The following is a 21,295-nucleotide window of genomic DNA, read 5'->3' as shown; positions in this document are numbered from 1 at the left end:
CTCCGGAGAGAACCATGTTGAAATTCACCGCCGAACACGAATGGCTGAAGCTCGAAGACGGTATCGCGACCGTCGGCATCACCTCCCACGCCGCCGAACAGCTCGGCGACCTCGTTTTCGTGGAACTGCCGGAAGTCGGCGCCATACTCACCAAGGACGGCAATGCCGCGACCGTCGAGAGCGTCAAGGCAGCCTCCGACGTCTATTGTCCGCTGGACGGCGAAGTCACCGAGGTCAACCAGGCGATCGTCGACGATCCCTCGATTGTCAATTCCGATCCTCAAGGAGCAGGCTGGTTCTTCAAGCTGAAGCTCAAGACCGCCTCCGACGCCGACGCCCTGCTCGACGAGGCCGCCTACCAGGAACTGATCGCATGACCACCGACAGCACCGATTTCCATTTTACCGACTACCAGCCCTACGACTTCGCCAACCGCCGCCATATCGGTCCCTCGCCGGCCGAAATGGCCGAGATGCTGAAGGTGGTCGGCTACAAGAGCCTCGACGCCCTGATCGACGCCACCGTGCCATCCTCGATCCGCCAGACGGCACCGCTTGCCTGGGGTCCGGCGCTGACCGAACGCGAGGCGCTCGACAAGCTGCGCGACACCGCCAACCGCAACAAGGCGCTCGTCTCGCTGATCGGCCAGGGCTATTACGGCACGATCACGCCGCCGGTCATCCAGCGCAACATCCTTGAAAACCCGGCCTGGTACACCGCCTACACGCCCTACCAGCCGGAAATCAGCCAGGGCCGCCTCGAGGCGCTCCTCAATTTCCAGACGATGATCTGCGATTTGACCGGCCTCGACGTCGCCAACGCCTCGCTGCTCGACGAGGCGACTGCCGCTGCTGAAGCCATGGCGCTCTGCCAGCGCCAGGCCAAATCCAAGGCGACAGCCTTCTTCGTCGATGCCGCCTGCCACCCGCAGACGATCGCGCTGATCGAAACCCGCGCCGCCCCGCTCGGCTGGAGCGTCGTCATCGGCGACCCGATGACCGATCTCGACCCGGTCGACGTGTTCGGCGCGATCTTCCAGTATCCGGGCACCAACGGCCATGTCCGCGATTTCACCGGCCTGATCTCCCGCCTGCACCAGACCGGCGCGGTCGCCGCCGTCGCCGCCGATCCACTTGCGCTGACGCTCCTCAAATCCCCCGGCGAAATGGGCGCCGACATCGCCATCGGCTCCTCCCAGCGCTTCGGCGTGCCGGTCGGCTACGGCGGCCCGCACGCGGCCTATATGGCGGTGAAGGACGCTCACAAGCGCGCCATGCCCGGGCGCCTGGTCGGCGTCTCGGTCGACAGCCGCGGCAACCGCGCCTACCGCCTGTCGCTGCAGACCCGCGAGCAGCATATCCGCCGCGAAAAGGCGACTTCGAACATCTGCACCGCCCAGGTCCTGCTCGCCGTCATGGCCTCTATGTACGGCGTCTTCCACGGTCCGGACGGGTTGAAGGCGATCGCCCAGCAGGTCCACCGCAAGGCCGTGCTGATGGCCAAGGGCCTGGAAAAGCTCGGCTACACGATCGAGCCCGACACGTTCTTCGACACGATTACCGTCGAGGTCGGCCATATGCAGGGCCTGATCATGCGCGCCGCGGTTGCCGAGGGCGTCAATCTCAGGAAGGTCGGCGAAACCCGCATCGGCATGTCGCTCGACGAGCGCACCCGCCCCGCGACGCTCGAAGCCGTCTGGCGGGCTTTTGGAGGCAATTTCAAGGTTTCGGATTTCGAGCCCACCTGGCGCCTGCCGATCGCGCTCCTGCGCAAATCCGACTACATGACCCACCCGATCTTCCACATGAACCGCGCCGAAAGCGAGATGACCCGCTATATCCGCCGGCTCTCGGACCGGGACCTGGCGCTCGACCGGGCGATGATCCCGCTCGGCTCCTGCACCATGAAACTCAATGCGACGGCGGAAATGCTGCCGATCACCTGGCCGGAATTTGCCGACATCCATCCCTTCGTGCCCGCGGACCAGGCGCTCGGCTACAAGGAGATGATCGACGATCTCTCCGCCAAACTCTGCCAGATCACCGGCTACGACGCCTTTTCCCTGCAGCCGAATTCCGGCGCGCAAGGCGAATATGCCGGCCTGCTCACCATCCGCAACTACCACATCGCCAATGGCGATACCCATCGCGACGTCTGCCTCATCCCGACGTCCGCGCACGGCACCAACCCGGCGTCCGCCCAGATGGTCGGCATGAAGGTGGTCGTCGTCAAGGTCCGCGACAACGGCGATATCGACCTCGAAGACTTTCGCGCCAAGGCCGAGCAGCATGCGGCAAACCTTTCGGCCTGCATGATCACCTACCCCTCGACCCACGGCGTCTTCGAGGAAACCGTGCGCGAAATCTGCGAGATCACGCACAAGCATGGCGGCCAAGTCTATCTCGACGGCGCCAACATGAACGCCATGGTCGGCCTCTCCCGCCCCGGCGACATCGGCTCCGACGTCTCCCACCTCAACCTGCACAAGACCTTTTGCATCCCGCATGGCGGCGGCGGTCCCGGCATGGGCCCGATCGGCGTCAAGTCGCATCTGGCGGCACACCTCCCCGGCCATCCGGCGACGGACGGCCGTGAGGGTGCCGTCTCGGCGGCCCCCTTCGGCTCCCCGTCGATCCTGCCGATCTCCTGGTCCTATTGCCTGATGATGGGCGGCGAAGGCCTCACCCAGGCGACCAAGGTGGCGATCCTCAACGCCAACTATATCGCCGCACGGCTGAGGCAAGCCTATGACGTGCTCTACAAGTCGGAGGCAGGCCGCGTCGCGCACGAATGCATCATCGACACGCGCCCGCTCAACGTCTCGGCCGGCGTCAGCGTCGACGACGTCGCAAAACGCCTGATCGACTGCGGTTTCCATGCGCCGACCATGAGCTGGCCGGTCGCCGGCACGCTGATGATCGAGCCGACCGAAAGCGAGACCAAGGCCGAGATCGACCGGTTCTGCGATGCGATGTTGGCGATCCGCGAGGAGGCCCGCGCCATCGAGGACGGTCGCATGGACCGGTTGAACAACCCGCTGAAGAACGCCCCGCACACGGTGGAAGACCTGGTCGGCGAATGGGACCGCCCCTATTCCCGTGAGCAGGCCTGCTACCCGCCGGGCGCCTTCCGCGTCGACAAATACTGGTCCCCGGTCAACCGCGTCGACAATGTCTATGGCGACCGCAACCTCGTCTGCACCTGCCCGCCGCTGGAGGCTTACGCGGAGGCAGCCGAGTAAATTACCCCTCCATCTCGCCTCGCCCCGGATCGATCCCCGGAGGCGAGGCGATCCACCCGACGCCCTCTTTGTACGCTACCGCACGGGAACTCCGACGCCGCCCCATGGTTTGCGGGGTGCGGCAAAGGAGCTCGCCATGCAGCGGTTCTTTTTTCACATCAACTTTACCGGCAAATTCGTCACCGATCCCGAAGGGGTGGAATTCGCCGATCTCGACGCTGCGAAAAATTCGGCGCGCCGTGCCATCCGCGAACTCGCCGCGGATTCCCTTGCGGCACAGGCGAAGTTCACGCTTCGCAGCACCCGGATCTGCAGCGCTGAAGGCGAGATGCTGGCGGAGGTTTTTGTTCCGGACGCCATCCGCGAAGTGATCCCGGCCGACCTTCTGTGAACTACCGCAGCGCGCAATCGAAGCCGACCAGGGACGGAGCTCGGCCCTTCGGTACGCTACCGGACTTTCCCTGACAGCTTTGCCGTTTTTGATATTCTATCAGGGCAGTTTCCAGAACCGGGACAGCCCCCATGTCCGATGATTGGACGTTTTTTCCGCATGTCATGACCATGCATGATCTGCAGGCGATGCGCGAAGCGGTGCGACTTGCGCAGACCATCCGCCCTCCCGTTGACCCCACCGAAACGGAGCTGCTCGCCTGGATCGTCTTCCGCTATTACAGGCGCGGACTGACCGATCCGGCGCGGCTGGCCGCGGTCGCCGTCTTCCTGTCCGGTTCCCGCGTGATGAAGCGCCAGCGGGCGCACACCGAATCCGGGGTCGTGGTGCATCTGGACCTGCGCAGCCACACCTGACGCCCCCGATCTGACCCGCCTGGGCGCCGGCCTCCGTCATTGCGACGGCATCCGTCCGACGAGGATGCCTCGGGACACGCGACGGAAACGCGTTCAAGCGCAGATAGCGCCTTCCCGACAGGTCCCCGCCCCGTTCCGGCACATCTGTGCCGCGCCGCAATACGTTTCCCTTACCCTTCCCGTTCAGTCTTCCTTGAAGCTCTTGCCCTAAAACATCTGTCATCGGGTTTGGGGATGCTTTGCCATGGGTCTGTCGTCGGTGATGAACATTGCGGTTTCGGGCATGCAAGCCCAGGCGAAACGCCTCGCGACCGCGGCCCACAACATCGCCAATGCCCAGACCCCCGGCTACAACCGCCTCGACACCCAGGTCTCCTCGCTCCCCAATTCCGGCGGCGTCACCACCACCGTCACCCCGTCGACCTCGGTCACCTTCCCCGAAAGCTCGAATGTCGACATGGCCAGCGAAATGCTCGACGCCTTCACCTCGGCACAGGGTTATGCGGCCAACGCGGCAGCGTTCGAGACGGGCGCGGACATGTGGGCCGTGCTGATGAGCATCAAGCGGGATTGAGGGGGGGCGATAGCGGAGCCCGCTTCGGTCCGTTCCGGGCAGTTAGTAGAGTGTCCTTCGGTAGTCTTGTTCGAGTTCTTCGTCCATCTTTCGCATTTCATCCCTGTCCCTCGGCGCCCCTGTCGTCTCATCCAGAATGATCTTTATCAGTGAGGGCATCTCGGTGCGGCCCTGGAAATGATCCGGGCTCCACAGGCGGGACCGTCTGAACGCCTTGGCGCAATGCATGAAGACTTCGCTCACTCTTACGATGATAGCGAGTTTCGGGACTCGATCAGTGATGCTCATGCCCTTCAAGAGTTGAGGGTCGTTGGTGAGTGTTGCCCGCCCGTTTACGCGCAATGTATCGTCAAAACCGGGGATTACGAACAACAGCCCGACGCTTGGGTTGGCGATGATGTTGCTCAATGTATCAAGGCGGTTATTGCCAGGCCGATCCGGGATCGCAAGGGTGCGCTCATCAAGAACCTTGACGAATCCCGGAGGATCACCGCGGGGACTGACGTCGGCCTTTCCCTCCAAGTTCTGGGTGCCTATGCATAAGAAAGGCGAGCGCCGAATGAACTCTTGCGCGTGCTCGCCCAGTGAATCCTGACTCTTCAGTATTGCCAGTGAGTGAGTTGGGTCGAAAAGCCTCCGAAGCGACTCCTCGTCCGCGATGGCGAAATCTGGATTGAGTTGCAAGCCCGTCATGATCACCTCCTAAACTGCCTCTGATCCTGTCGCCGACCATAAAGTCTGGAACGTAACTGACCTCGGCTATTCGCCACCACTCGCCACAAGAGCTTGGCTGAGGTACGTACCTCATCATGAGGAATACACCAGTTGTTATCTAGGATCAATACACCTGCTGGCAGTGGTGGTGGCTGACCGGATGGTGTCGCCGGATTCTTGAAGTCCGTTCGATACCATTGGAGAAACCGGCGGAGATCCGAGGATCGCCAAGGGAGGAGTGTGTCTTGTGGGAGCTCGAAAATCTCCGCCCCTCACCCAGCCAGCTTCTTCTCCTCGTGTTGAACCCGAGGGCCGCCGTCGATATCCACCACCGCGAAAGCGGCCGCGATGACCTCCGGTCCGGCACCCGGGCGGGTGGCGTCGGTGGAGAGGATCTGGCGAAACCGCCGTGCGCCTGCAAACCCCTGGAACAGCCCGACCATGTGCCTTGTGACGTGATGCAGCCGCCCGCCCCGGCCGATCAGCTCCGCCGCATAGTCCGCCATCGTGTCGCGCAGCGCCAGCCAGTCGAACTCGGCGGTTGCGACCCCCGCAGGGCTGGCATCCTTCAGAAACGCATCCACCCCGGCCAGAAGCCCGGTATTGTGATAGGCGGCGCGGCCGAGCATCACCCCGTCCATATGGGCGAGATGGTTGGCCGCCTGCTCGAAGTCGGCGATGCCGCCGTTGATGCCGATGAACGCGTCCGGATTTGCCCGCTTCATGGCATAGACCAGCTCGTAGTCGAGCGGCGGCACTTCGCGGTTTTCCTTCGGCGAAAGCCCCTGCAGCCAGGCCTTGCGGGCATGGATCCAGACCGCATCCGCCCCCGCCCCGATTACCTGGGCGAGAAAATCCGGCAGCACGTCCGTCGGCTCCTGGTCGTCGACGCCGATCCGGCATTTCACGGTGACCGGCACGCTCGACACCCGCTTCATCGCGGTGACGAGGTCGGCCACATGCGCCGGATCCCGCATCAGGCAGGCGCCAAAAGTGCCCGACTGCACCCGGTCCGACGGGCAGCCGACATTGAGGTTGATCTCGTCATAGCCGAAATCGGCAGCAATCCGCACCGCCTCGGCCAGCTTTGCCGGGTCGGAACCGCCGAGCTGCAGCGCGACCGGATGTTCGGCCGGCGAAAAGGACAAGAGCCTGTCGCGCGGCCCATGAATGATCGCATCGGCCACCACCATCTCGGTATAGAGCAGCGCGGATTTCGACAATTGCCGATGCAGGAAACGGCAATGCCTGTCCGTCCAATCGATCATCGGCGCAACGGCGAAAACTGGAGCCTTGAAGTATCTATTTTTTTCTTGTTTTACAGGCTCTTGTAACACTCTGTTCTCCGTTTTGTTCAAGCTCATCTTGTACCAAATCCGCCCGTTTCGGACATGGCTTGATACATTGTACCAACTGGAATCGCCATCTACCAAACGAGGATGCGGTCATAGGCGCTACCACCCCGCGTGCGCTAAAGGATGGCAGCGTCAGCTACATGGCACGCGTGCGAGTTATGCGGGATGGCGTGACTTATCACGAGACGGAGACTTTTAACAGATGGCCGGCGGCGGCTGCGTGGATGAAGAAGCGCGAGCGGGAACTCGCGAAGCCGGGAGCTATCGCTGGCGCTATAGCGGCTGACCCGACATTGGCGAAAGCCATCGATCGTTACACAGAGGAGTCCATCAAGGATATAGGCCATACAAAGGCGCTAGTTTTGAAAGCGATCGGGAACTATGACATCGCCAATATGCCCTGCTCCACGATCAAGTCAAAAGACATCGTTGCGTTTCTGCAGTCACTGACAGCCAAACCGCAAACGGTTGGAAACTACGCGAGCCACCTAGCTGCAATCTTCGCGATCGCGCGGCCGATGTGGGATTACCGGCTCGACGAGCAGGAGATGAAGGATGCGATCAAGGTCGCACGCCGTATGGGCATCGTTTCCCGCTCCATCCAGCGCAATCGAAGACCCACGTTGGAAGAACTCGATCAACTGCTCGCCCATTTCATGGAACGCCGCAAGAAGGTCCCTCAAGCGATGCCGATGCACAAGGTCATTGTTTTCGCGCTCTTCTCCGCGCGCCGCCAAGAGAGATTACTCGCGTAGCCTGGGACGAATTTCAGAAGGAGCACGAACGTATTCTTGTCCGCGATATGAAGCACCCAGGAGAAAAGATCGGCAATGACATGTGGGTGGACCTTCCCGACGAGGCGATCCGGATCATAGAAAGCATGCCCAGGAGCAAGCCCGAGATCTTCCCCTACTCCACCGATGCCATCACAGCCAACTTCACGCGCACCTGCAAGTTACTGGATATCAAGGATTTACGCTTTCACGACCTGCGCCACGAGGGAGTTTCACGATTGTTTGAGATGGGTTGGAATATTCCCCATGTCGCAGCGGTCAGCGGGCATCGATCGTGGGTCAGCCTTAAGCGATATACGCACATTCGAGAGACGGGCGATAAATATGCGGGCTGGCACGGCCTTCAGTTGGCCATCGACACCAAATAAGTAGCCGACGAGCCTGCTGAGCCACCGGTGCCATGCAGAGCCGCGTAGCGCGGAGAAGGGATTGGTTGTGGGGGCTCACAACCAACCATTCCTGCGGCTGGTTGAAAAGCGTCTTCCAAAGCTAGCGGCCTAGGCTCGCATCTTCGCCAGTTCAACTACCTGTTTACCCGCCCACCTAATCTATGCTGTGGCGCGCATATTCTGCCCACATACAATCAAAATGAGAACCTGGAGCGGACGGGATGACGAGATTCCCTTCGAAAAAGCTACAGTCATTCTTCGGAGAGCATCTTGTTTGATGGACTGACACCCGCCCAGAAGGCCGGGACTATTTGATGACGTTTACGGGATCGGAAGCGAGGCAAGCGGATCAATCTCCGCAGATGGGAGGCTGCCGGGCAGCGCACTTCTCTCGTTCTGGCAATGCGCGACGGGTGGTGGCTGGAAGCGGTATTTGCCGTTTACGCCGGATCCAGTGACACCGCAGCGCGTGCGTCGCGTCGCATGAAAGCCCAGTCGATAAGTTCCGCCATGGATGGACCAAGCGCGATCCCCATCTCACTGAGCGCATATTCCACCCTTGGCGGAACCTGAGGGAACACGGTCCGCGTGACGATTCCGTCTTTTTCCAGCTCTTTGAGTTGCTGGATGAGCATCTTCTGGTTCACGCCCTCTACACGCTTCTCGAGTTCCGAAAATCTAAGCGGCCCCTTTGCACCGAACAGCTGGCAGATGATGACAATTTTCCACTTGCCCTCCAGTACCTGTAATGCATCCCTGGTCGCGGCCGCCCAGATCAGTTGCTGTTTGGGATCGTCACAGCGCCAGTCACGCTCTACTGCCATACTTACCTCCATGTGGGTTACACACCCTTTGGTGGGTTCTTGCCCATTGCTGCAGTTGTACCTACTCTTCGGAGCACCATCAACTGCAATGACGAATGAGAGAACCTCATGACTGGAGACAATCCGTGACGTCGCCCGCAAACGCACATTCCGTGCAGAACTATCACCCGTGACGATGAGCGAGCTGCTGTGCTGTCGGCGACTCAGTGGGCGCGGGATCGCAGGTGCGCCTACGATCCTCGTCGGCCAACTGGTGTCGGTAGGCAAGACGATTGCGCGTGAGCGCACGCTCTACGTCTGACATCCTTACGAATTCAACAAAAAGGAGAACAAAATGAAAATCGGTATCATTGGTGTCGGCAATATCGGCAAAACCATCGCACAGCGCTTGAGCGCGGCAGGACACGACGTCAAGGTCGCCAACTCGCGCGGGCCCGAAACGATCGATGCAGACGTCCTGTCTTCGGGTGCCCGCGCTGTGACGGCCCAGGAAGCCGCCTTGGATGTAGAAGCCTTGATACTTTCGATTCCTCTCAACCGCATTGGCGACATCGCCTCGCTGGTATCGTCTGTGCCGGCAGAGACGGTCGTCATCGACACGTCGAACTACTATCCGATGCGCGACGGCAAAATCGACGAACTGGAACAGGGGAAAGTCGAAAGTGTCTGGGTCAGCGAACACCTGGGTCGCCCTATCGTGAAGGCGTGGAACGCGATCGGCACAGACTCATTTGCTTACAAAAACAAACCTGAGGGCGACCCTGATAGGATCGCTATTCCTGTGGCGGCCGACGATGACCGTGACCGCAAGGTTGGCATGACCCTGGTCGAAGCCACCGGTTTCACGGCTTACGATGCTGGCGCAATTTCAGAATCATGGCGGCAACAACCCGGTTCGCCGGCATATTGCACCGACTTGACGCGCGACGAAATGCCAGGGGCTTTGGCTTCAGCTGAAAAGACCCGCCTTCCCAAGAGACGCGACCTTGCCGCTGCTGCCTTCCAGGAAAGGATCGAGAGTGGCCAGAAAGGGCCGTTTGGAGATTATCTGGTAAACCTCAACAGGGCGATCTACAGGTAAATACGAAGGTGGCAGCTGTCGAGCCGCCGCCCGCCGCTTCTGATCTCCAACGTGATGCACTCTCAATCTGCCTGGGCTACCTCGCGTTCCGACGGACTGAAGAGGGGCGACCCAGAGTCTTGCGAGACCACGACCGGTCCGAACCTGATGCCGAGAACAAGGCTGGTCGTGCGGGCACGGTTGCCATGCAGGCGGAAAGAACACTCAACAAATAAGAGCCGCATCCTGAAGGTAGCGGAACGTGGACGGCAGCAGCCGTGAGGATAATCATGACCAGACAAATGATCATCGGCATGCTTTTCGGGAACGGCTACGGTTCGCAGCCGGGTGCGTGGCGAATGCCGGGTGTGGATTCCAGGAACTACACGAACTTCGACAGCCAGGTCAGATACGCCCAGGCAGCGGAACGCGGCAAGTTTCAGTTCCTGTTCATGCCGGACTTTCCGGTGCTGACGGGTAATGTCGAGATCGAAGCCCCGATGATCAACATCGATCCGATGATGACGCTTGCGGCCGTCGCGCGGGGCACCGAACGGATCGGGCTGGTCGCGACCGGTTCGTCCACATTCAACGAGCCCTATAATCTGGCGCGCCAGTTCAAGGCCCTCGACCTGATGAGCCATGGCCGGGCGGGATGGAATGCGGTCCCCAGCAGCGATCCGGCGATCGCCGCCAATTACGGTCGCGACCTTCCGTCCCGCGGCGAAAAGTACCAGCGGCTCCATGAGTCGATCCAGATCGTTCAGGCTCTCTGGGGCAGTTGGGAAAAGGACGCCTGGGTGCACGACGCCGCATCGGGGCGTTTCGCGGACGCTTCCAGGATTCAGCCCGTCAACCTGCGCGGAAGCCATGTCGGCTCCAGCGGTCCACTGCCGTTACCGCCGTCCGAACAGGGCCAACCCGTGATCTTTCAGGCTGGCGGGGGCGATCAGGGATTGGAGGTTGCAGCTCGATATGCGAGCGGGGTGATCGGTGCAGTCTACACGATCGAGGCGGCCCGTGCTCAGCGCACCGCGCTTCGCAACGCGACAGAACGTGCCGGGCGCGATCCCGACGACGTCAAGTTCTTTGCGGGCCTGATGACGACGATCACGCCCGACCGACGGAGCGGGCTCGATCGCCGGATTGCCGTGAGCGGGCAAACCTTCCCGCAGCGCGTCGGCTATCTTGGGCAGATGCTGGGGTTGCAGCTCGACTTGACCCGGCTCGACGAGCCGCTGTCCTTGGCTCAGCTTTCGGCGGCCCGCCCGTCGCCGCGCGATCCCCGCTCAGCGCATGCGCTCGATATCGCTCGGCAGGGCTGGAGCCTGCGGGACATTCTGGCGCATGGGGTGATCGACTATCACCCTGTTACCGCCGGACCCGCCGTCGAGGCTGCCGATCATATGCAGTCCTGGTTCGAGGCCGGTGCGGCCGACGGCTTCTGGGTATCGCCCGACGTCTACGAGGACGGCATCGATGCGCTCGTTGATGAAGTGGTCCCTCTCCTGCAGGATCGCGGACTGTTTCATCGCGACTACGAGGGAACGACCCTGCGCGACCATCTCGGCGCACCGCCCCAGTACGGGCTCGATCCGCGCATCCTGCCGTGAACGGAGAGTTGCATCGAGTGAAAGCAACGAACACTCGCCTGCCCGAGGAACGGAACGTATCGATCATCGTCCGGAGGCTCGCCTGATCGAATTCGGCTGCGGAGGGAATCGTCATCTAATCGCCTTACCAATTGCTGACGCCTTCGGTCACCACCAGGGCGGTCATGTTGACGATGCCACGCGTCGTGGTCGACGGCACTAGGACTTGGGGTGGTCTGGACAGGTCGAGGAGGGGCCACGACATAGAACGGGCGGGATGGCACGACAAGGTCATTCGGGGATCACGACAGCTCGGTTTCGCGAGCATTGAATCGGCGCAGTTGGCGATATCCGAACGGCTTGCGATCTGTTTCGGGGGTATGATACCGGCAGAAAATACCCAGTTATCGCCATTCGTACCCCGGTGGACGGTTCCGATAGCTACCGTCATTGGTGTCAGGACCACGCAGCGATAGCAGATTCTCGTGGCGTGGTCTGGCCCACCGGCGATCCGACGAAGCTTGGTGACACGCAGCAAAATTGCATCGCAGCGATGACAATCCGCTTGCTATCTCCGCAAGCAACTTAGCAGGTTGCTGAGCCTACCCCCGGCAGTATTGCAGCGAAAAGATCGATCATGGCGAGGTATCCGTGAAGTGAAAGCGTGGGGAGCGACATGAACGCCCCCCACGGCCGACGCCCTTATTTGGCGAGTTCGCGCATGACCTTGATCAGGTCGGATTTTCCTTCGAAGCCGATGCCCGGCAGGTCCGGCATGGTAATGTGGCCGTCGATGACCTTCACGCCGTCCGGGAAGCCGCCATAGGGCTGGAAGAGATCCGGATAACTCTCGTTACCGCCGAGCCCAAGTCCTGCGGCGATGTTGAGCGACATCTGGTGACCGCCATGCGGGATGCAGCGCGACGGCGACCAGCCGAACTGGCGCAGGACGTCCAGCGTACGCAGGTACTCGACAAGACCGTAGGACAGGGCGCAGTCGAACTGCAGGAAGTCGCGGTCGGCACGCATGCCGCCGTAGCGCAGCAGGTTGCGGGCATCCTGGTGGGAGAAGAGGTTCTCGCCGGTCGCCATCGGGCCGTCGTAGAACTCAGAAATGGCCGCCTGCAGCGCGTAGTCGAGCGGATCCCCTATTTCCTCGTACCAGAAGAGCGGATAGTCGCGCAGCATTTTGGCGTAGGCAATGCCGGTCTCCAGATCGAAGCGGCCGTTCGCATCCACTGCCAGCTTCGCCTCGGAACCGATTTCCTCCAGCACCGACTCGATGCGGCCGCGGTCCTCGTCAATGGAGGCGCCACCGATCTTCATCTTGACGACGTTGTAGCCGCGGTCGAGATAGCCGCGCATTTCCTTGCGCAGCGCGCTGTTGTCCTTGCCGGGGTAGTAGTAGCCGCCGGCGGCGTAGACGAAAACCTTCGGGTTCGCCTCACGGCCCTTCATGTCGGCGAGCAGGCGGAAGAGCGGCTTACCCTCGATCTTTGCGACCGCATCCCAGATGGCCATGTCGATGGTACCGACGGCCACCGAGCGCTCGCCGTGACCGCCAGGCTTCTCGTTCATCATCATGGTCGACCAGACCTTGTGCGGATCGAGATTCGTGCCGGCGTCGTTGATCAGGCTGTCCGGGTCTGCCTGCAGGATGCGATCCTTGAACCGTTCGCGGATCAGGCCGCCCTGGCCGTAACGGCCGTTCGAGTTGAAGCCATAGCCGACGACGCGACGGCCATCCTTGACGACATCGGTCACGACAGCAACGAGGCTGGCCGTCATTTTCGAGAAGTCGATATAGGCGTTGCGGATGGGCGACGCGATTGGCTTGGTAACTTCGCAGACGTCTACGATACGCATGCTGGATCTCCATTTCACTGAGTTGGGTTGATGGTTTGATTAGTGCTGGACTTCGAGAGCCTGGCCCGAAGCCGTGATCCTGCGGGGAATTTCCCCGTGTTGTTCGGCGATGACAGCCTCAACAGTGGCCCGATCAAGAGCCCCTTCCCACTTGGCGATGGCGATGGTCGCAACGCCATTGCCGATGAGGTTCACGACGGCCCGCGCCTCGTTCATGAAGCGATCGACGCCGAGCAACAGCACAAGGCCCGCAATCGGAATGGCGTGGAAGCTCGACAGTGTGGCGGCAAGCGTCACGAAGCCCGCACCCGCAACGCCGGCCGATCCCTTCGACGTCAGGAGGAGGACGCCGAGGATCAGCAACTGGCCCTCGATGCCGAGCGGCGTGTTGGTGGCCTGCGCGACGAAGACGGCGGCCATCGTCAGGTAGATGCAGGTCCCGTCGGCGTTGAACGTGTAGCCGGTCGGCAGGACCAGGCCGACCACCGACTTCTTGCAGCCGAGACGCTCGAGCTTGACCATCATCCGCGGCAGCACGGCTTCCGACGAGCAGGTGGCGAGAACGATCAGGATCTCGTCCTTGAAGTAGCGGAAGAAGTGCAGCAACGGAAAGCCGGACCAGCGTGCGACAGTGCCGAGGACGAAGACGACGAACAGAGCCGAGGTCAGGTAGACGGCCAGCATCAGGTGGCCAAGCGACCCGAGCGTGCCGATGCCGTGCTTGCCGATCGTGTAGGCGACTCCGGCGCCGGCGCCGATGGGCGCAAGCCGCATGACCATGCCGACAATGCGGAACAGGGCGAGCAGGAACGCGTCGAGCACGTCGACGACAGGCTTGCCGCGCTCGCCGATCTGGACGAGGGCGATACCCACCAGCACGGCCAGAAGGATGACCTGAAGCATCGCCCCCTTGGCGAAGGCATCGACCATCGTGGTCGGAATGATGTTCATCACGAACTCGACGAACCCGCCCTGCGTCTGTGCGGTCTGCTGGTACTGCGAGATGGCGCCGGCATCGAGCGTGTTGGCGTCGATGTTCATGCCGACGCCCGGCTGCATGATGTTGACGACGATCAGGCCGAGCACGAGGGCGATGGTGGAGACGACCTCGAAATAGATCAGCGCGCGGGCGCCCGTCTTTCCGACTTCCTTGATGTCGCCCATCTTGGCGATGCCGAGTACGACGGTCGCAAAGATGACCGGCGCAAGAAGCATCTTGATCAGCTTGATGAAGCCATCGGCGAGCGGCTGAAGCTTCGTGGCAACGTCGGGGAATACAAGACCAACGATGATACCGATGCCGATCCCGATGAGGACCTGAATATATAGTTGTCCCAGCAACCGTCGTGCCATGATGACCTCCTCTTATTTGCTGACCTCCGCAGCGCCGGACAAGCCGACTGAGGCGAAAGCTACCGGAACCGGATCGAGCGTCCCAATGCATAAATAATTTGTATTGATGCCATTTCGGCACTGAATACTGCGCGCCTTGATCAAGGTTCACAGTGGGCCGTCGCCTCCTATGCCATCCCGGCTTCAGCCGTGCTGCGCGCACGAGTGGCACGCGCAGCAGGCATTTACTTAAAGCGTGTCGGCAACAGCCTTTCCGCAGGTGACGGTATCCGCGGTGCCGCCGAGATCACGCGTGCGAAGCCGCTCGTCTGCCAGAACGGTCTCGATCCCATTCATGACTGCGGCGCTAGCTTCATGCTCTCCGAGATGTTCGAGCATCATCGCTGCCGACCAGATTTGGCCAATCGGATTAGCTATCCCCTGCCCGGCAATGTCGGGGGCCGTTCCGTGAACCGGCTCGAAAAGAGAGGGAAATTTTCGCTCCGGATTGATGTTTCCCGAAGGCGCGATGCCGATCGTGCCCGTGCAGGCAGGACCCAAATCCGACAGGATGTCGCCAAACAGGTTCGATGCCACCACCACATCGAAGCGGTCAGGATTGAGTACGAAATGCGCGCAGAGAATATCAATATGGTATTTGTCCCAGGTGATATCCGGATAGGACTTAGCCATCTCCTCGACGCGCTCGTCCCAATAGGGCATCGAGATGGAGATGCCGTTCGACTTGGTGGCTGAGGTCAGCCGCTTGCGGGGCCGGGTCTGCGCGAGTTCGAAGGCGAATTTCAGGATCCGGTCGACGCCGATACGCGTCATCACCGTTTCCTGAAGAACCGTTTCCCGCTCGGTCCCCGGAAAGATGCGCCCGCCGACCGATGAATATTCACCCTCGGTATTCTCGCGAACGACGTAGAAGTCGATATCGCCGGGGCCGCGCCCGGCCAGAGGCGACGTGACGCCGGGCATCAGCCGCACGGGCCTCAGACTGACATACTGGTCGAACTCCCGCCGGAACTGGATGAGCGAGCCCCAGAGCGAGATATGATCGGGAACGATCTCCGGCCAGCCGACTGCGCCGAAGAAGATGGCGTCATGGCTGCCGATCTGCGCCTTCCAGTCCTCCGGCATCATCTGCCCGTGCTTCACATAGTAGTCGCACGATGCGAAGTCGAAAGTGTCGATCTGGAGCTCGAAGCCGAACTTCTTCGACGCCGCTTCAAGAACCCGGAGGCCTTCGGGAACGACTTCCTTGCCGATGCCGTCTCCGGCGATGGAGGCGATCTTGTGTACGCGGTTGGTTCTTTTTTCCAAAGTCATGCTCCAATTCGATCAGTCTTCCTCGACAAAGACCTGGTTGCGACGTCTCGCGATGTTGGGGAGAAAGGCGACGATCAGCACGATGAGGGCAACCGTCAGAAGTCCCGCGCTAATGGGCCGGGTAAAGAAGACGGAAACGTCGCCGTGCGAAATCGTCATCGCCCTGCGCAGATGCTCCTCCAGCAGGGGCCCGAGGACGAAGCCCAGCAGCATGGGCGCGGGCTCGAAATCCAGCTTCGACAACGCGTAACCGAACACACCGAACGCTGCCATCACATAGAGATCGAACGTGTTGGAGTTCACGCTGTAGACGCCAATCGAGGCGAAGGCGAGGATCGCCGGAAACAGCACCGTGTAGGGAACGGTCAGAAGCTTAACCCACAGGCCGATCAATGGCAGGTTGAGCACGACGAGAAGCAGGTTGCCGATCCACATCGAGGCGATGAGGCCCCAGAACAGAACGGGTTGCTCGGTCGCGACCTGCGGTCCCGGCACGATGCCCTGGATGATCATCGCGCCGATCATGAGCGCCATGACGGGATTGGCGGGCACGCCGAGGGTCAGCATGGGAATGAAGGAGGTCTGCGCCCCGGCATTGTTCGCAGCCTCCGGTCCCGCAACTCCCTCGATCGCGCCATTGCCGAAGCGCTCTGGTGTCTTGGAGATTTTCTTCTCCAGCGCATAAGATGCGAAGGACGCCAGGATCGCGCCGCCGCCCGGAAGAACGCCAAGTGCCGACCCCAACAGCGTGCCCCGGCATGCCGGCCCGATCATGGCCTTGAAATCTGCGCGACTTGGCCAGAGGCCAGCAACACGGCTGATGACGGCGGTTCGCTCGATCGTCGTCTCCAGGTTTCGTAGTATTTCCGCGATGCCGAACAGACCCACGGCAACGGCGACGAAGTTCAAACCATCCGCCAGCTCCGGCCGACCAAGTGTGAAGCGCATTGCGCCGGTGTTGATGTCTGTTCCCACAAGTCCGAAGACGAGGCCCATCGAGACCATGGCGATCGTTTTCAACACCGATCCGCGCGCAAGAACGATGGAGGCAGCGAGCCCGAGCACCATCAGGCCGAAATATTCAGGCGAGCCGAATTTCAACGCAATTGTCGTCAAGGGCGGCGCAAGGGCGGCCACGACGACAGTCGCGATGGTTCCGGCGAAGAAGGAACTGAGCGCCGCGGCGGCAAGCGCCGGTCCTGCCCTCCCCTGCCGGGCCATCTGGTATCCGTCCAGAGCCGTCACGGCCGACGAGGATTCGCCTGGCAGATTGATGAGGATCGCCGTCGTCGAGCCGCCATACTGTGCGCCGTAGTAGATGCCGGCAAGCATAATCAGGGATGTCTCGGGCGAAAGCGACAGCGTAATCGGCAGCAACATGGCGATCGTCGCGGTCGGGCCGATCCCCGGGAGAACGCCAACCAGTGTTCCAAGCAGCGTGCCCACGAAACAAAAGAGAATGTTGTAGGGCGTCAGCGCAGCGCTCAGGCCGAGCCCGAGATTTCCGATCAGATCCATCATGGCCTAAACTCCCAACCAGGGGCCGATAAGACGGACGGGCAGCCCGAGGCCATAATAGAAAACGCCCAGACAGAACACGGTTATGCCGAGCGTGATGGCAAGAACGACAAGCGGTTTTTGCCCGGTCGCGGCAGTTGCGGCAGACAACGAGGTGAGCGCCACTGCCGGAACGAAGCCCAGGCCACGGACGGTCAGGCCGAACAGGATCGGGGCAATGATAATAGCGGCCAGAGCCTTCAAGGGTGCGATCTGCGGGTGAAAGACTTCATTGTCCCTGAGGGCCTTTATGCCAATGGCGATGCCGATCACCGTGATGACGATCGACAGGATCAGAGGGAAATAGCCCGGCCCCATGCGGAGTGCAGAGCCGACGTCCATTGTAAACACGGACGAAATGCCGAACCCGAGCCCGACAGCCAGCAGCGTGCCTGAAGCGGCAATGTTCTTGATATCCATGAAATCCTCCGTTCGACTGCGGGCTTTACCCGCAGCCGAACCATCATCGTTAATCCGCAAACTGGCCGGCAGCCTTGATGATGGGATCCCACCGCTTGATTTCGGTAGCGAGTTTGGTACGGAGCGCCTCCTGGGTCGCCTGCTCCTTCGTCGCAGGCATAGTGGCGATCTGCGCAAAGCGTTCTTTCAGCACGGCGTCGTCCATTGCGGCCTGGAGAGCCGACGTCAGCTTGCCCAGGACATCTTTCGGAGTACCCTTGGGCGCGTACACGCCATGCCAGACGCCGACTTTGAATTCGGGCAATCCAGCCTCAGTGGACGTCGGCACGTCGGGCAGCGTGGCAGCCCTTGCTTCACTGGTGATCGCGTATGCCTTCACCTGCTTTTGCGTGATCGGCCCGACGGTATTCGTCGCCTGGTCACAGGTCATATCGATCTGACCACCGAGCAAATCCGTCATGATCGGCCCGTTCCCCTTGTAGGGAACGGTCGTCATCTGCGTTCCGATCGTTGACATGAACAGCGTTCCGCAGAGATGGGACGCAGCGCCGATGCCGGCGTGGGCATAGGTGACCTGTGTGCTGTTCTGCTTGATGTAGGCGACGAGTTCCTGAAACGTCGAAGCCGGGAACTCATTGCGCGCGATCACCGTCATCGCAGCGTCGCTGACCAGGCCAATCGGCTCAAAAGCCTCCGTCGGTTTATAGGGTAACTGCCTGTAGAGTGCGGGAGCTGTCGCCATTCCGATATGGTGGATGAGGATCGTATATCCATCCGGATCTGCGTCGGCCACACGCCGGGCACCAATCGTACCGCCTGCGCCTGCGACGTTCTCCACGACGATCTGCTTGCCGAGCGACTTTGACATGGCGTCGGCGGTAAGCCGGGCAATGGTATCGGTTGGCCCGCCCGCTGCGTAGGGGACCACCATGAATATATTGCGTTCCGGGTAGTCTGCGGCAAAAACCTGGGTGACTGATAGCGTAAAGGCCGCTATGATCGGTAGTAACTTCATTTTCTTCCTCCATTAGCCGTCGTCTCCAACAACGGCACTCCTCAAGACAACATTCGCGAACAAGCGATTGACGGTCCAATGCCGTTTCGGCTTCAATTGGTGCCGCAAGTGAGGAAAAGAGATGGATACAGCCTGGCTTCTGGATTTGTGGGCACTCGCCGATACGCTGAATTTCTCGAGAGCGGCGGAGGTGCGCAACATTACCCAGCCCGCGTTTGGCCGTCGGATAAAGGCTTTCGAGGACTGGAGCGGATCCGTTCTGGTCGACCGGTCGACGCACCGCATCAGGATCACGCCTGCTGGCGAAATCATGCTGGATGCCGCAAACGATATTCTTCAAAGGATCGAACGGGCCGTCCACGACTTGAGCCAGGAACGATCCGCCACCGCGACCCTGACCTTTGCGGCAACGCACGCTCTGTCCTTCACGTTTTTCCCGGGTTGGGTCCAAAGCCTCGGCTCGTCGGTCTCTACCGTGCCGATCCGGCTTCTTTCGGACAATATGAACGAGTGTGAGAAGATGATGGCGGAAGGCCGAGCCCAGTTTCTTCTCTGCCACTTCCATCCGAACAGCGAAATTCGCTTGCATGAAGCCGATTTCAAGCACGTGGAACTGGCCAGCGACGTTCTTCTCCCGGTGGCGCAAAAAGATAAAAATGGAACGCCGATCCATAAACTGCCAGGCACACCATCCGAGCCCATCGCTCATATATCGTTTGACGAGAAATCAGGCATGGGGCGGATCCTGGCGGCTAATCTGCCCCACGTCGGGAGCGAACTGCATCTCGCTCGTGTGTTCACATCTCATCTGGCAATGGTGTTGAAAGCGTTGGCACTCGAGGGGAAGGGTGTCGCCTGGATACCACGCAGCCTTGCCAAATCCGAGCTGGAGCCTGAAGGAAAGCTCGCAATCGCCGGCGACGAGAAGTGGATGGTCCCGGTCAAGATCGTGCTGATCCGATCCCGATCGAGGATGACGGAGTTGGCAGAGAAATTCTGGACGACGGTCGAAAGTGCATCCAAGCGAAAGCCGGCATAACCGTCAGTGTGACTGAGCCGCCGGACGTGCGGGCTCTTGTTCTGCAATTACCAACCACCGTCTAAAGTGTGATCTGATCCACCCTTCCCTAGGAGAAAATCGAAATGAAGACGAAGCAAAAAATACGTCTTGGCACCTTGTTCTTGGGAGCAACCATAGTGGCCAGCAGTCTTGCTCAAGCTGACGATAAGACCTCGCTTCCGGGCTACGCGGAGGGTGCGCAGGTTGTCCGCATCGAAAAAACACAAGGCCAGATCGATGAGATCAGCGGTGTGGTTTATACGCAAATCAAGCAGGTTCGAGCCATCACCCAGCTCGAAATGTCACTGCTTGTGCCCCGGACGAAAGATCTTAAACCGGCAATTGTTTATTTCCCGGGTGGTGGCTTCATATCAGCGGATCATGAGAAATTCATCGATCTGCGCATGGCGCTCGCCAAGGCCGGATTCGTGGTCGCAGCCGCACAATATCGCACGGTCCCAACAAATATCCGGCACTTGTCGAGGACGGCAAGGCGGCTATCCGCTATCTGCGCGAACATGCCGACGAGTATGGAATAGACCCTGCCCGCATCGGCGTGCTCGGTGATTCCGCTGGTGGATACGTGTCGCAGATGATTGGCATGACCAATGGCGAGAAGGCCTTTGACACTGGCCAGTTTCTCGATAAATCCTCCGATGTCCAGGCGGCCGTGACGATGTACGGAATCTCCAATCTGCTTGAGATCGGCGACGGCTTCCCGGATGCCATCGCTAAAGTGCATCAATCGCCAGCGGTGACCGAGGCGCTGCTGGTGAACGGCACGGCTTTTGCTGATTTCCCCGGGGCATCGATCAGCAGCAATCCTGCAAAGGCCTTGCAGGCGAGCTCCATGGGCCATGTCGCGGGCAGCAAGCCACCCTTTCTGATCCTGCATGGTAGTGCCGATACGCTGGTTTCGCCAAGGCAAAGCGTCCAGCTTTTTGAGGCCCTGAAGAAGAAGGGCGAGAAGGTCGAATACGTTCTTGTCGAGGGCGCCGGTCACGGTGATCTCACCTGGTATCAGCCCCCGATCATCAACCGGGTGGTCGAGTGGTTCAATGCCACATTAGGCGGCCCGATCAAGGGAAACAGCGGAACCCAGGACTCCAACGGTGGAAATCTCTAAAGGCAGTAAGACGGCTTCCTCTAAAGCAAAGGTAAAGGCAGGCGCCGACCTGCGTTGAACTGGTCCTCAATCCTTTCTCAAGGCGCTTAGATGATTAGCCTTTCCGTTAGAGCGTTTCCGCATTTTTCAGAATCATACCGGATTCCCAAATCGGCTTTGTTCTGATTCACTGATACTGGTTGGATGGAGGCCGGCATCTCATGACCGCACCGTTATCGAATGATCTTCGTGAGC

21 protein-coding genes are annotated in these 21,295 nt (G+C 60.5%); 12 read left to right on the top strand and 9 right to left on the bottom strand.

Annotated elements, in window-relative coordinates:
• The first annotated feature begins 14 nt into the window (after positions 1–14).
• The 5 genes from gcvH (at position 15) to C5J22_RS10225 (ending at position 4,622) form a co-directional block, all read left to right on the top strand.
• Positions 15–377, top strand: coding sequence for a glycine cleavage system protein GcvH (gcvH, locus tag C5J22_RS10245; RefSeq protein ID WP_046636238.1), 363 nt, complete (start codon positions 15–17; stop codon positions 375–377).
• The gene (gcvP, locus tag C5J22_RS10240) at positions 374–3,241 is read left to right on the top strand and encodes an aminomethyl-transferring glycine dehydrogenase (RefSeq protein WP_105438160.1); all 2,868 of its coding nucleotides are present in this window, start codon (positions 374–376) and stop codon (positions 3,239–3,241) included. Before gcvH ends, gcvP begins: the two co-directional genes overlap by 4 nt.
• A gap of 136 nt (positions 3,242–3,377) precedes the next feature.
• On the top strand, positions 3,378–3,632 hold the full coding sequence (locus tag C5J22_RS10235) for a hypothetical protein (RefSeq protein ID WP_105438159.1): 255 nt from the start codon (positions 3,378–3,380) through the stop codon (positions 3,630–3,632).
• Between the two features lie 131 nt (positions 3,633–3,763).
• The gene (locus C5J22_RS10230; RefSeq protein WP_105438158.1) at positions 3,764–4,048 is read left to right on the top strand and encodes a hypothetical protein; all 285 of its coding nucleotides are present in this window, start codon (positions 3,764–3,766) and stop codon (positions 4,046–4,048) included.
• A gap of 244 nt (positions 4,049–4,292) precedes the next feature.
• Complete coding sequence (locus C5J22_RS10225) at positions 4,293–4,622, top strand: flagellar basal body protein (protein ID WP_105430318.1); 330 nt, start codon at positions 4,293–4,295, stop codon at positions 4,620–4,622.
• Positions 4,623–4,664: 42 nt separating this feature from the next.
• Here the strand turns inward: C5J22_RS10225 and C5J22_RS10220 are convergent, their stop codons facing one another.
• Both C5J22_RS10220 and dusA read right to left on the bottom strand, forming a co-directional pair.
• Positions 4,665–5,315 (bottom strand): pyridoxamine 5'-phosphate oxidase family protein, encoded by a 651-nt coding sequence (locus C5J22_RS10220; protein ID WP_105438157.1) that lies wholly within the window; start codon positions 5,313–5,315, stop codon positions 4,665–4,667.
• Between the two features lie 293 nt (positions 5,316–5,608).
• The gene (dusA, locus tag C5J22_RS10215) at positions 5,609–6,604 is read right to left on the bottom strand and encodes a tRNA dihydrouridine(20/20a) synthase DusA (protein WP_245440340.1); all 996 of its coding nucleotides are present in this window, start codon (positions 6,602–6,604) and stop codon (positions 5,609–5,611) included.
• Between the two features lie 311 nt (positions 6,605–6,915).
• Here dusA and C5J22_RS32050 point away from each other — a divergent pair, with 311 nt between their 5' ends.
• Together C5J22_RS32050 and C5J22_RS32045 are read left to right on the top strand one after the other, a co-directional pair.
• On the top strand, positions 6,916–7,446 hold the full coding sequence (locus tag C5J22_RS32050; protein WP_371412590.1) for a hypothetical protein: 531 nt from the start codon (positions 6,916–6,918) through the stop codon (positions 7,444–7,446).
• An 86-nt stretch (positions 7,447–7,532) separates the two neighbouring features.
• A complete protein-coding gene (locus tag C5J22_RS32045; RefSeq protein WP_371412589.1) occupies positions 7,533–7,853 on the top strand; it encodes a tyrosine-type recombinase/integrase in 321 nt (106 codons plus the stop codon).
• A gap of 461 nt (positions 7,854–8,314) precedes the next feature.
• Here C5J22_RS32045 and C5J22_RS10205 read toward each other — a convergent pair whose 3' ends face one another.
• The gene (locus tag C5J22_RS10205; RefSeq protein WP_105438155.1) at positions 8,315–8,698 is read right to left on the bottom strand and encodes a helix-turn-helix domain-containing protein; all 384 of its coding nucleotides are present in this window, start codon (positions 8,696–8,698) and stop codon (positions 8,315–8,317) included.
• 334 nt (positions 8,699–9,032) lie between these two features.
• Between C5J22_RS10205 and C5J22_RS10200 the strand changes: the two genes are divergently transcribed.
• Both C5J22_RS10200 and C5J22_RS10195 read left to right on the top strand, forming a co-directional pair.
• Positions 9,033–9,779 (top strand): NAD(P)-binding domain-containing protein, encoded by a 747-nt coding sequence (locus tag C5J22_RS10200; protein ID WP_105438154.1) that lies wholly within the window; start codon positions 9,033–9,035, stop codon positions 9,777–9,779.
• Between the two features lie 269 nt (positions 9,780–10,048).
• Entirely contained in the window at positions 10,049–11,371 is a 1,323-nt protein-coding gene (locus C5J22_RS10195; protein ID WP_105438153.1) for an NtaA/DmoA family FMN-dependent monooxygenase, read from the top strand.
• A 681-nt stretch (positions 11,372–12,052) separates the two neighbouring features.
• On the opposite strand, the gene C5J22_RS10185 is transcribed toward C5J22_RS10195, so the two are convergent.
• From C5J22_RS10185 to C5J22_RS10160, 6 genes are all read right to left on the bottom strand, one after another.
• Positions 12,053–13,216, bottom strand: a complete 1,164-nt coding sequence (locus C5J22_RS10185; protein WP_105438151.1) for a mandelate racemase/muconate lactonizing enzyme family protein — start codon at positions 13,214–13,216, stop codon at positions 12,053–12,055.
• 39 nt (positions 13,217–13,255) lie between these two features.
• Entirely contained in the window at positions 13,256–14,569 is a 1,314-nt protein-coding gene (gene dctA, locus C5J22_RS10180) for a C4-dicarboxylate transporter DctA (protein ID WP_105438150.1), read from the bottom strand.
• A gap of 228 nt (positions 14,570–14,797) precedes the next feature.
• The gene (locus C5J22_RS10175) at positions 14,798–15,883 is read right to left on the bottom strand and encodes a tartrate dehydrogenase (protein ID WP_105438149.1); all 1,086 of its coding nucleotides are present in this window, start codon (positions 15,881–15,883) and stop codon (positions 14,798–14,800) included.
• A gap of 12 nt (positions 15,884–15,895) precedes the next feature.
• Positions 15,896–17,401 carry a tripartite tricarboxylate transporter permease gene (locus C5J22_RS10170; RefSeq protein WP_105438491.1) on the bottom strand — a complete coding sequence of 502 codons (1,506 nt, stop codon included), beginning with the start codon at positions 17,399–17,401 and terminating at the stop codon, positions 15,896–15,898.
• Between the two features lie 6 nt (positions 17,402–17,407).
• Positions 17,408–17,860, bottom strand: coding sequence for a tripartite tricarboxylate transporter TctB family protein (locus tag C5J22_RS10165; RefSeq protein ID WP_105438148.1), 453 nt, complete (start codon positions 17,858–17,860; stop codon positions 17,408–17,410).
• A gap of 49 nt (positions 17,861–17,909) precedes the next feature.
• Positions 17,910–18,875, bottom strand: coding sequence for a tripartite tricarboxylate transporter substrate-binding protein (locus C5J22_RS10160; protein ID WP_172746589.1), 966 nt, complete (start codon positions 18,873–18,875; stop codon positions 17,910–17,912).
• Positions 18,876–18,996: 121 nt separating this feature from the next.
• Between C5J22_RS10160 and C5J22_RS10155 the strand changes: the two genes are divergently transcribed.
• From C5J22_RS10155 to C5J22_RS31630, 3 genes are all read left to right on the top strand, one after another.
• Positions 18,997–19,914 carry a LysR substrate-binding domain-containing protein gene (locus C5J22_RS10155; protein WP_105438147.1) on the top strand — a complete coding sequence of 306 codons (918 nt, stop codon included), beginning with the start codon at positions 18,997–18,999 and terminating at the stop codon, positions 19,912–19,914.
• 104 nt (positions 19,915–20,018) lie between these two features.
• The gene (locus C5J22_RS31635; RefSeq protein ID WP_245440339.1) at positions 20,019–20,474 is read left to right on the top strand and encodes an alpha/beta hydrolase; all 456 of its coding nucleotides are present in this window, start codon (positions 20,019–20,021) and stop codon (positions 20,472–20,474) included.
• On the top strand, positions 20,360–21,061 hold the full coding sequence (locus C5J22_RS31630; protein ID WP_371412608.1) for an alpha/beta hydrolase fold domain-containing protein: 702 nt from the start codon (positions 20,360–20,362) through the stop codon (positions 21,059–21,061). The genes C5J22_RS31635 and C5J22_RS31630 overlap by 115 nt, the downstream gene beginning before the upstream one ends.
• Positions 21,062–21,295 lie beyond the last annotated feature (234 nt).

It is taken from the genome of Neorhizobium sp. T25_13 (assembly GCF_002968675.1).
GTDB lineage: Bacteria > Pseudomonadota > Alphaproteobacteria > Rhizobiales > Rhizobiaceae > Neorhizobium > Neorhizobium tomejilense.
Note: the sequence above shows the minus strand (reverse complement) of the source record. Positions and strands in the feature narration are given on the sequence as shown.

Coding starts and splice junctions, on each gene's coding strand:
- gcvH (WP_046636238.1), top strand. CDS start 15: ATGTTGAAATTCACCGCCGAACACGAATGGCTGAAGCTCGAAGACGGT.
- gcvP (WP_105438160.1), top strand. CDS start 374: ATGACCACCGACAGCACCGATTTCCATTTTACCGACTACCAGCCCTAC.
- C5J22_RS10235 (WP_105438159.1), top strand. CDS start 3,378: ATGCAGCGGTTCTTTTTTCACATCAACTTTACCGGCAAATTCGTCACC.
- C5J22_RS10230 (WP_105438158.1), top strand. CDS start 3,764: ATGTCCGATGATTGGACGTTTTTTCCGCATGTCATGACCATGCATGAT.
- C5J22_RS10225 (WP_105430318.1), top strand. CDS start 4,293: ATGGGTCTGTCGTCGGTGATGAACATTGCGGTTTCGGGCATGCAAGCC.
- C5J22_RS10220 (WP_105438157.1), bottom strand. CDS start 5,315: ATGACGGGCTTGCAACTCAATCCAGATTTCGCCATCGCGGACGAGGAG.
- dusA (WP_245440340.1), bottom strand. CDS start 6,604: ATGATCGATTGGACGGACAGGCATTGCCGTTTCCTGCATCGGCAATTG.
- C5J22_RS32050 (WP_371412590.1), top strand. CDS start 6,916: ATGAAGAAGCGCGAGCGGGAACTCGCGAAGCCGGGAGCTATCGCTGGC.
- C5J22_RS10205 (WP_105438155.1), bottom strand. CDS start 8,698: ATGGCAGTAGAGCGTGACTGGCGCTGTGACGATCCCAAACAGCAACTG.
- C5J22_RS10200 (WP_105438154.1), top strand. CDS start 9,033: ATGAAAATCGGTATCATTGGTGTCGGCAATATCGGCAAAACCATCGCA.
- C5J22_RS10195 (WP_105438153.1), top strand. CDS start 10,049: ATGACCAGACAAATGATCATCGGCATGCTTTTCGGGAACGGCTACGGT.
- C5J22_RS10185 (WP_105438151.1), bottom strand. CDS start 13,216: ATGCGTATCGTAGACGTCTGCGAAGTTACCAAGCCAATCGCGTCGCCC.
- dctA (WP_105438150.1), bottom strand. CDS start 14,569: ATGGCACGACGGTTGCTGGGACAACTATATATTCAGGTCCTCATCGGG.
- C5J22_RS10175 (WP_105438149.1), bottom strand. CDS start 15,883: ATGACTTTGGAAAAAAGAACCAACCGCGTACACAAGATCGCCTCCATC.
- C5J22_RS10170 (WP_105438491.1), bottom strand. CDS start 17,401: ATGGATCTGATCGGAAATCTCGGGCTCGGCCTGAGCGCTGCGCTGACG.
- C5J22_RS10165 (WP_105438148.1), bottom strand. CDS start 17,860: ATGGATATCAAGAACATTGCCGCTTCAGGCACGCTGCTGGCTGTCGGG.
- C5J22_RS10160 (WP_172746589.1), bottom strand. CDS start 18,875: ATGAAGTTACTACCGATCATAGCGGCCTTTACGCTATCAGTCACCCAG.
- C5J22_RS10155 (WP_105438147.1), top strand. CDS start 18,997: ATGGATACAGCCTGGCTTCTGGATTTGTGGGCACTCGCCGATACGCTG.
- C5J22_RS31635 (WP_245440339.1), top strand. CDS start 20,019: ATGAAGACGAAGCAAAAAATACGTCTTGGCACCTTGTTCTTGGGAGCA.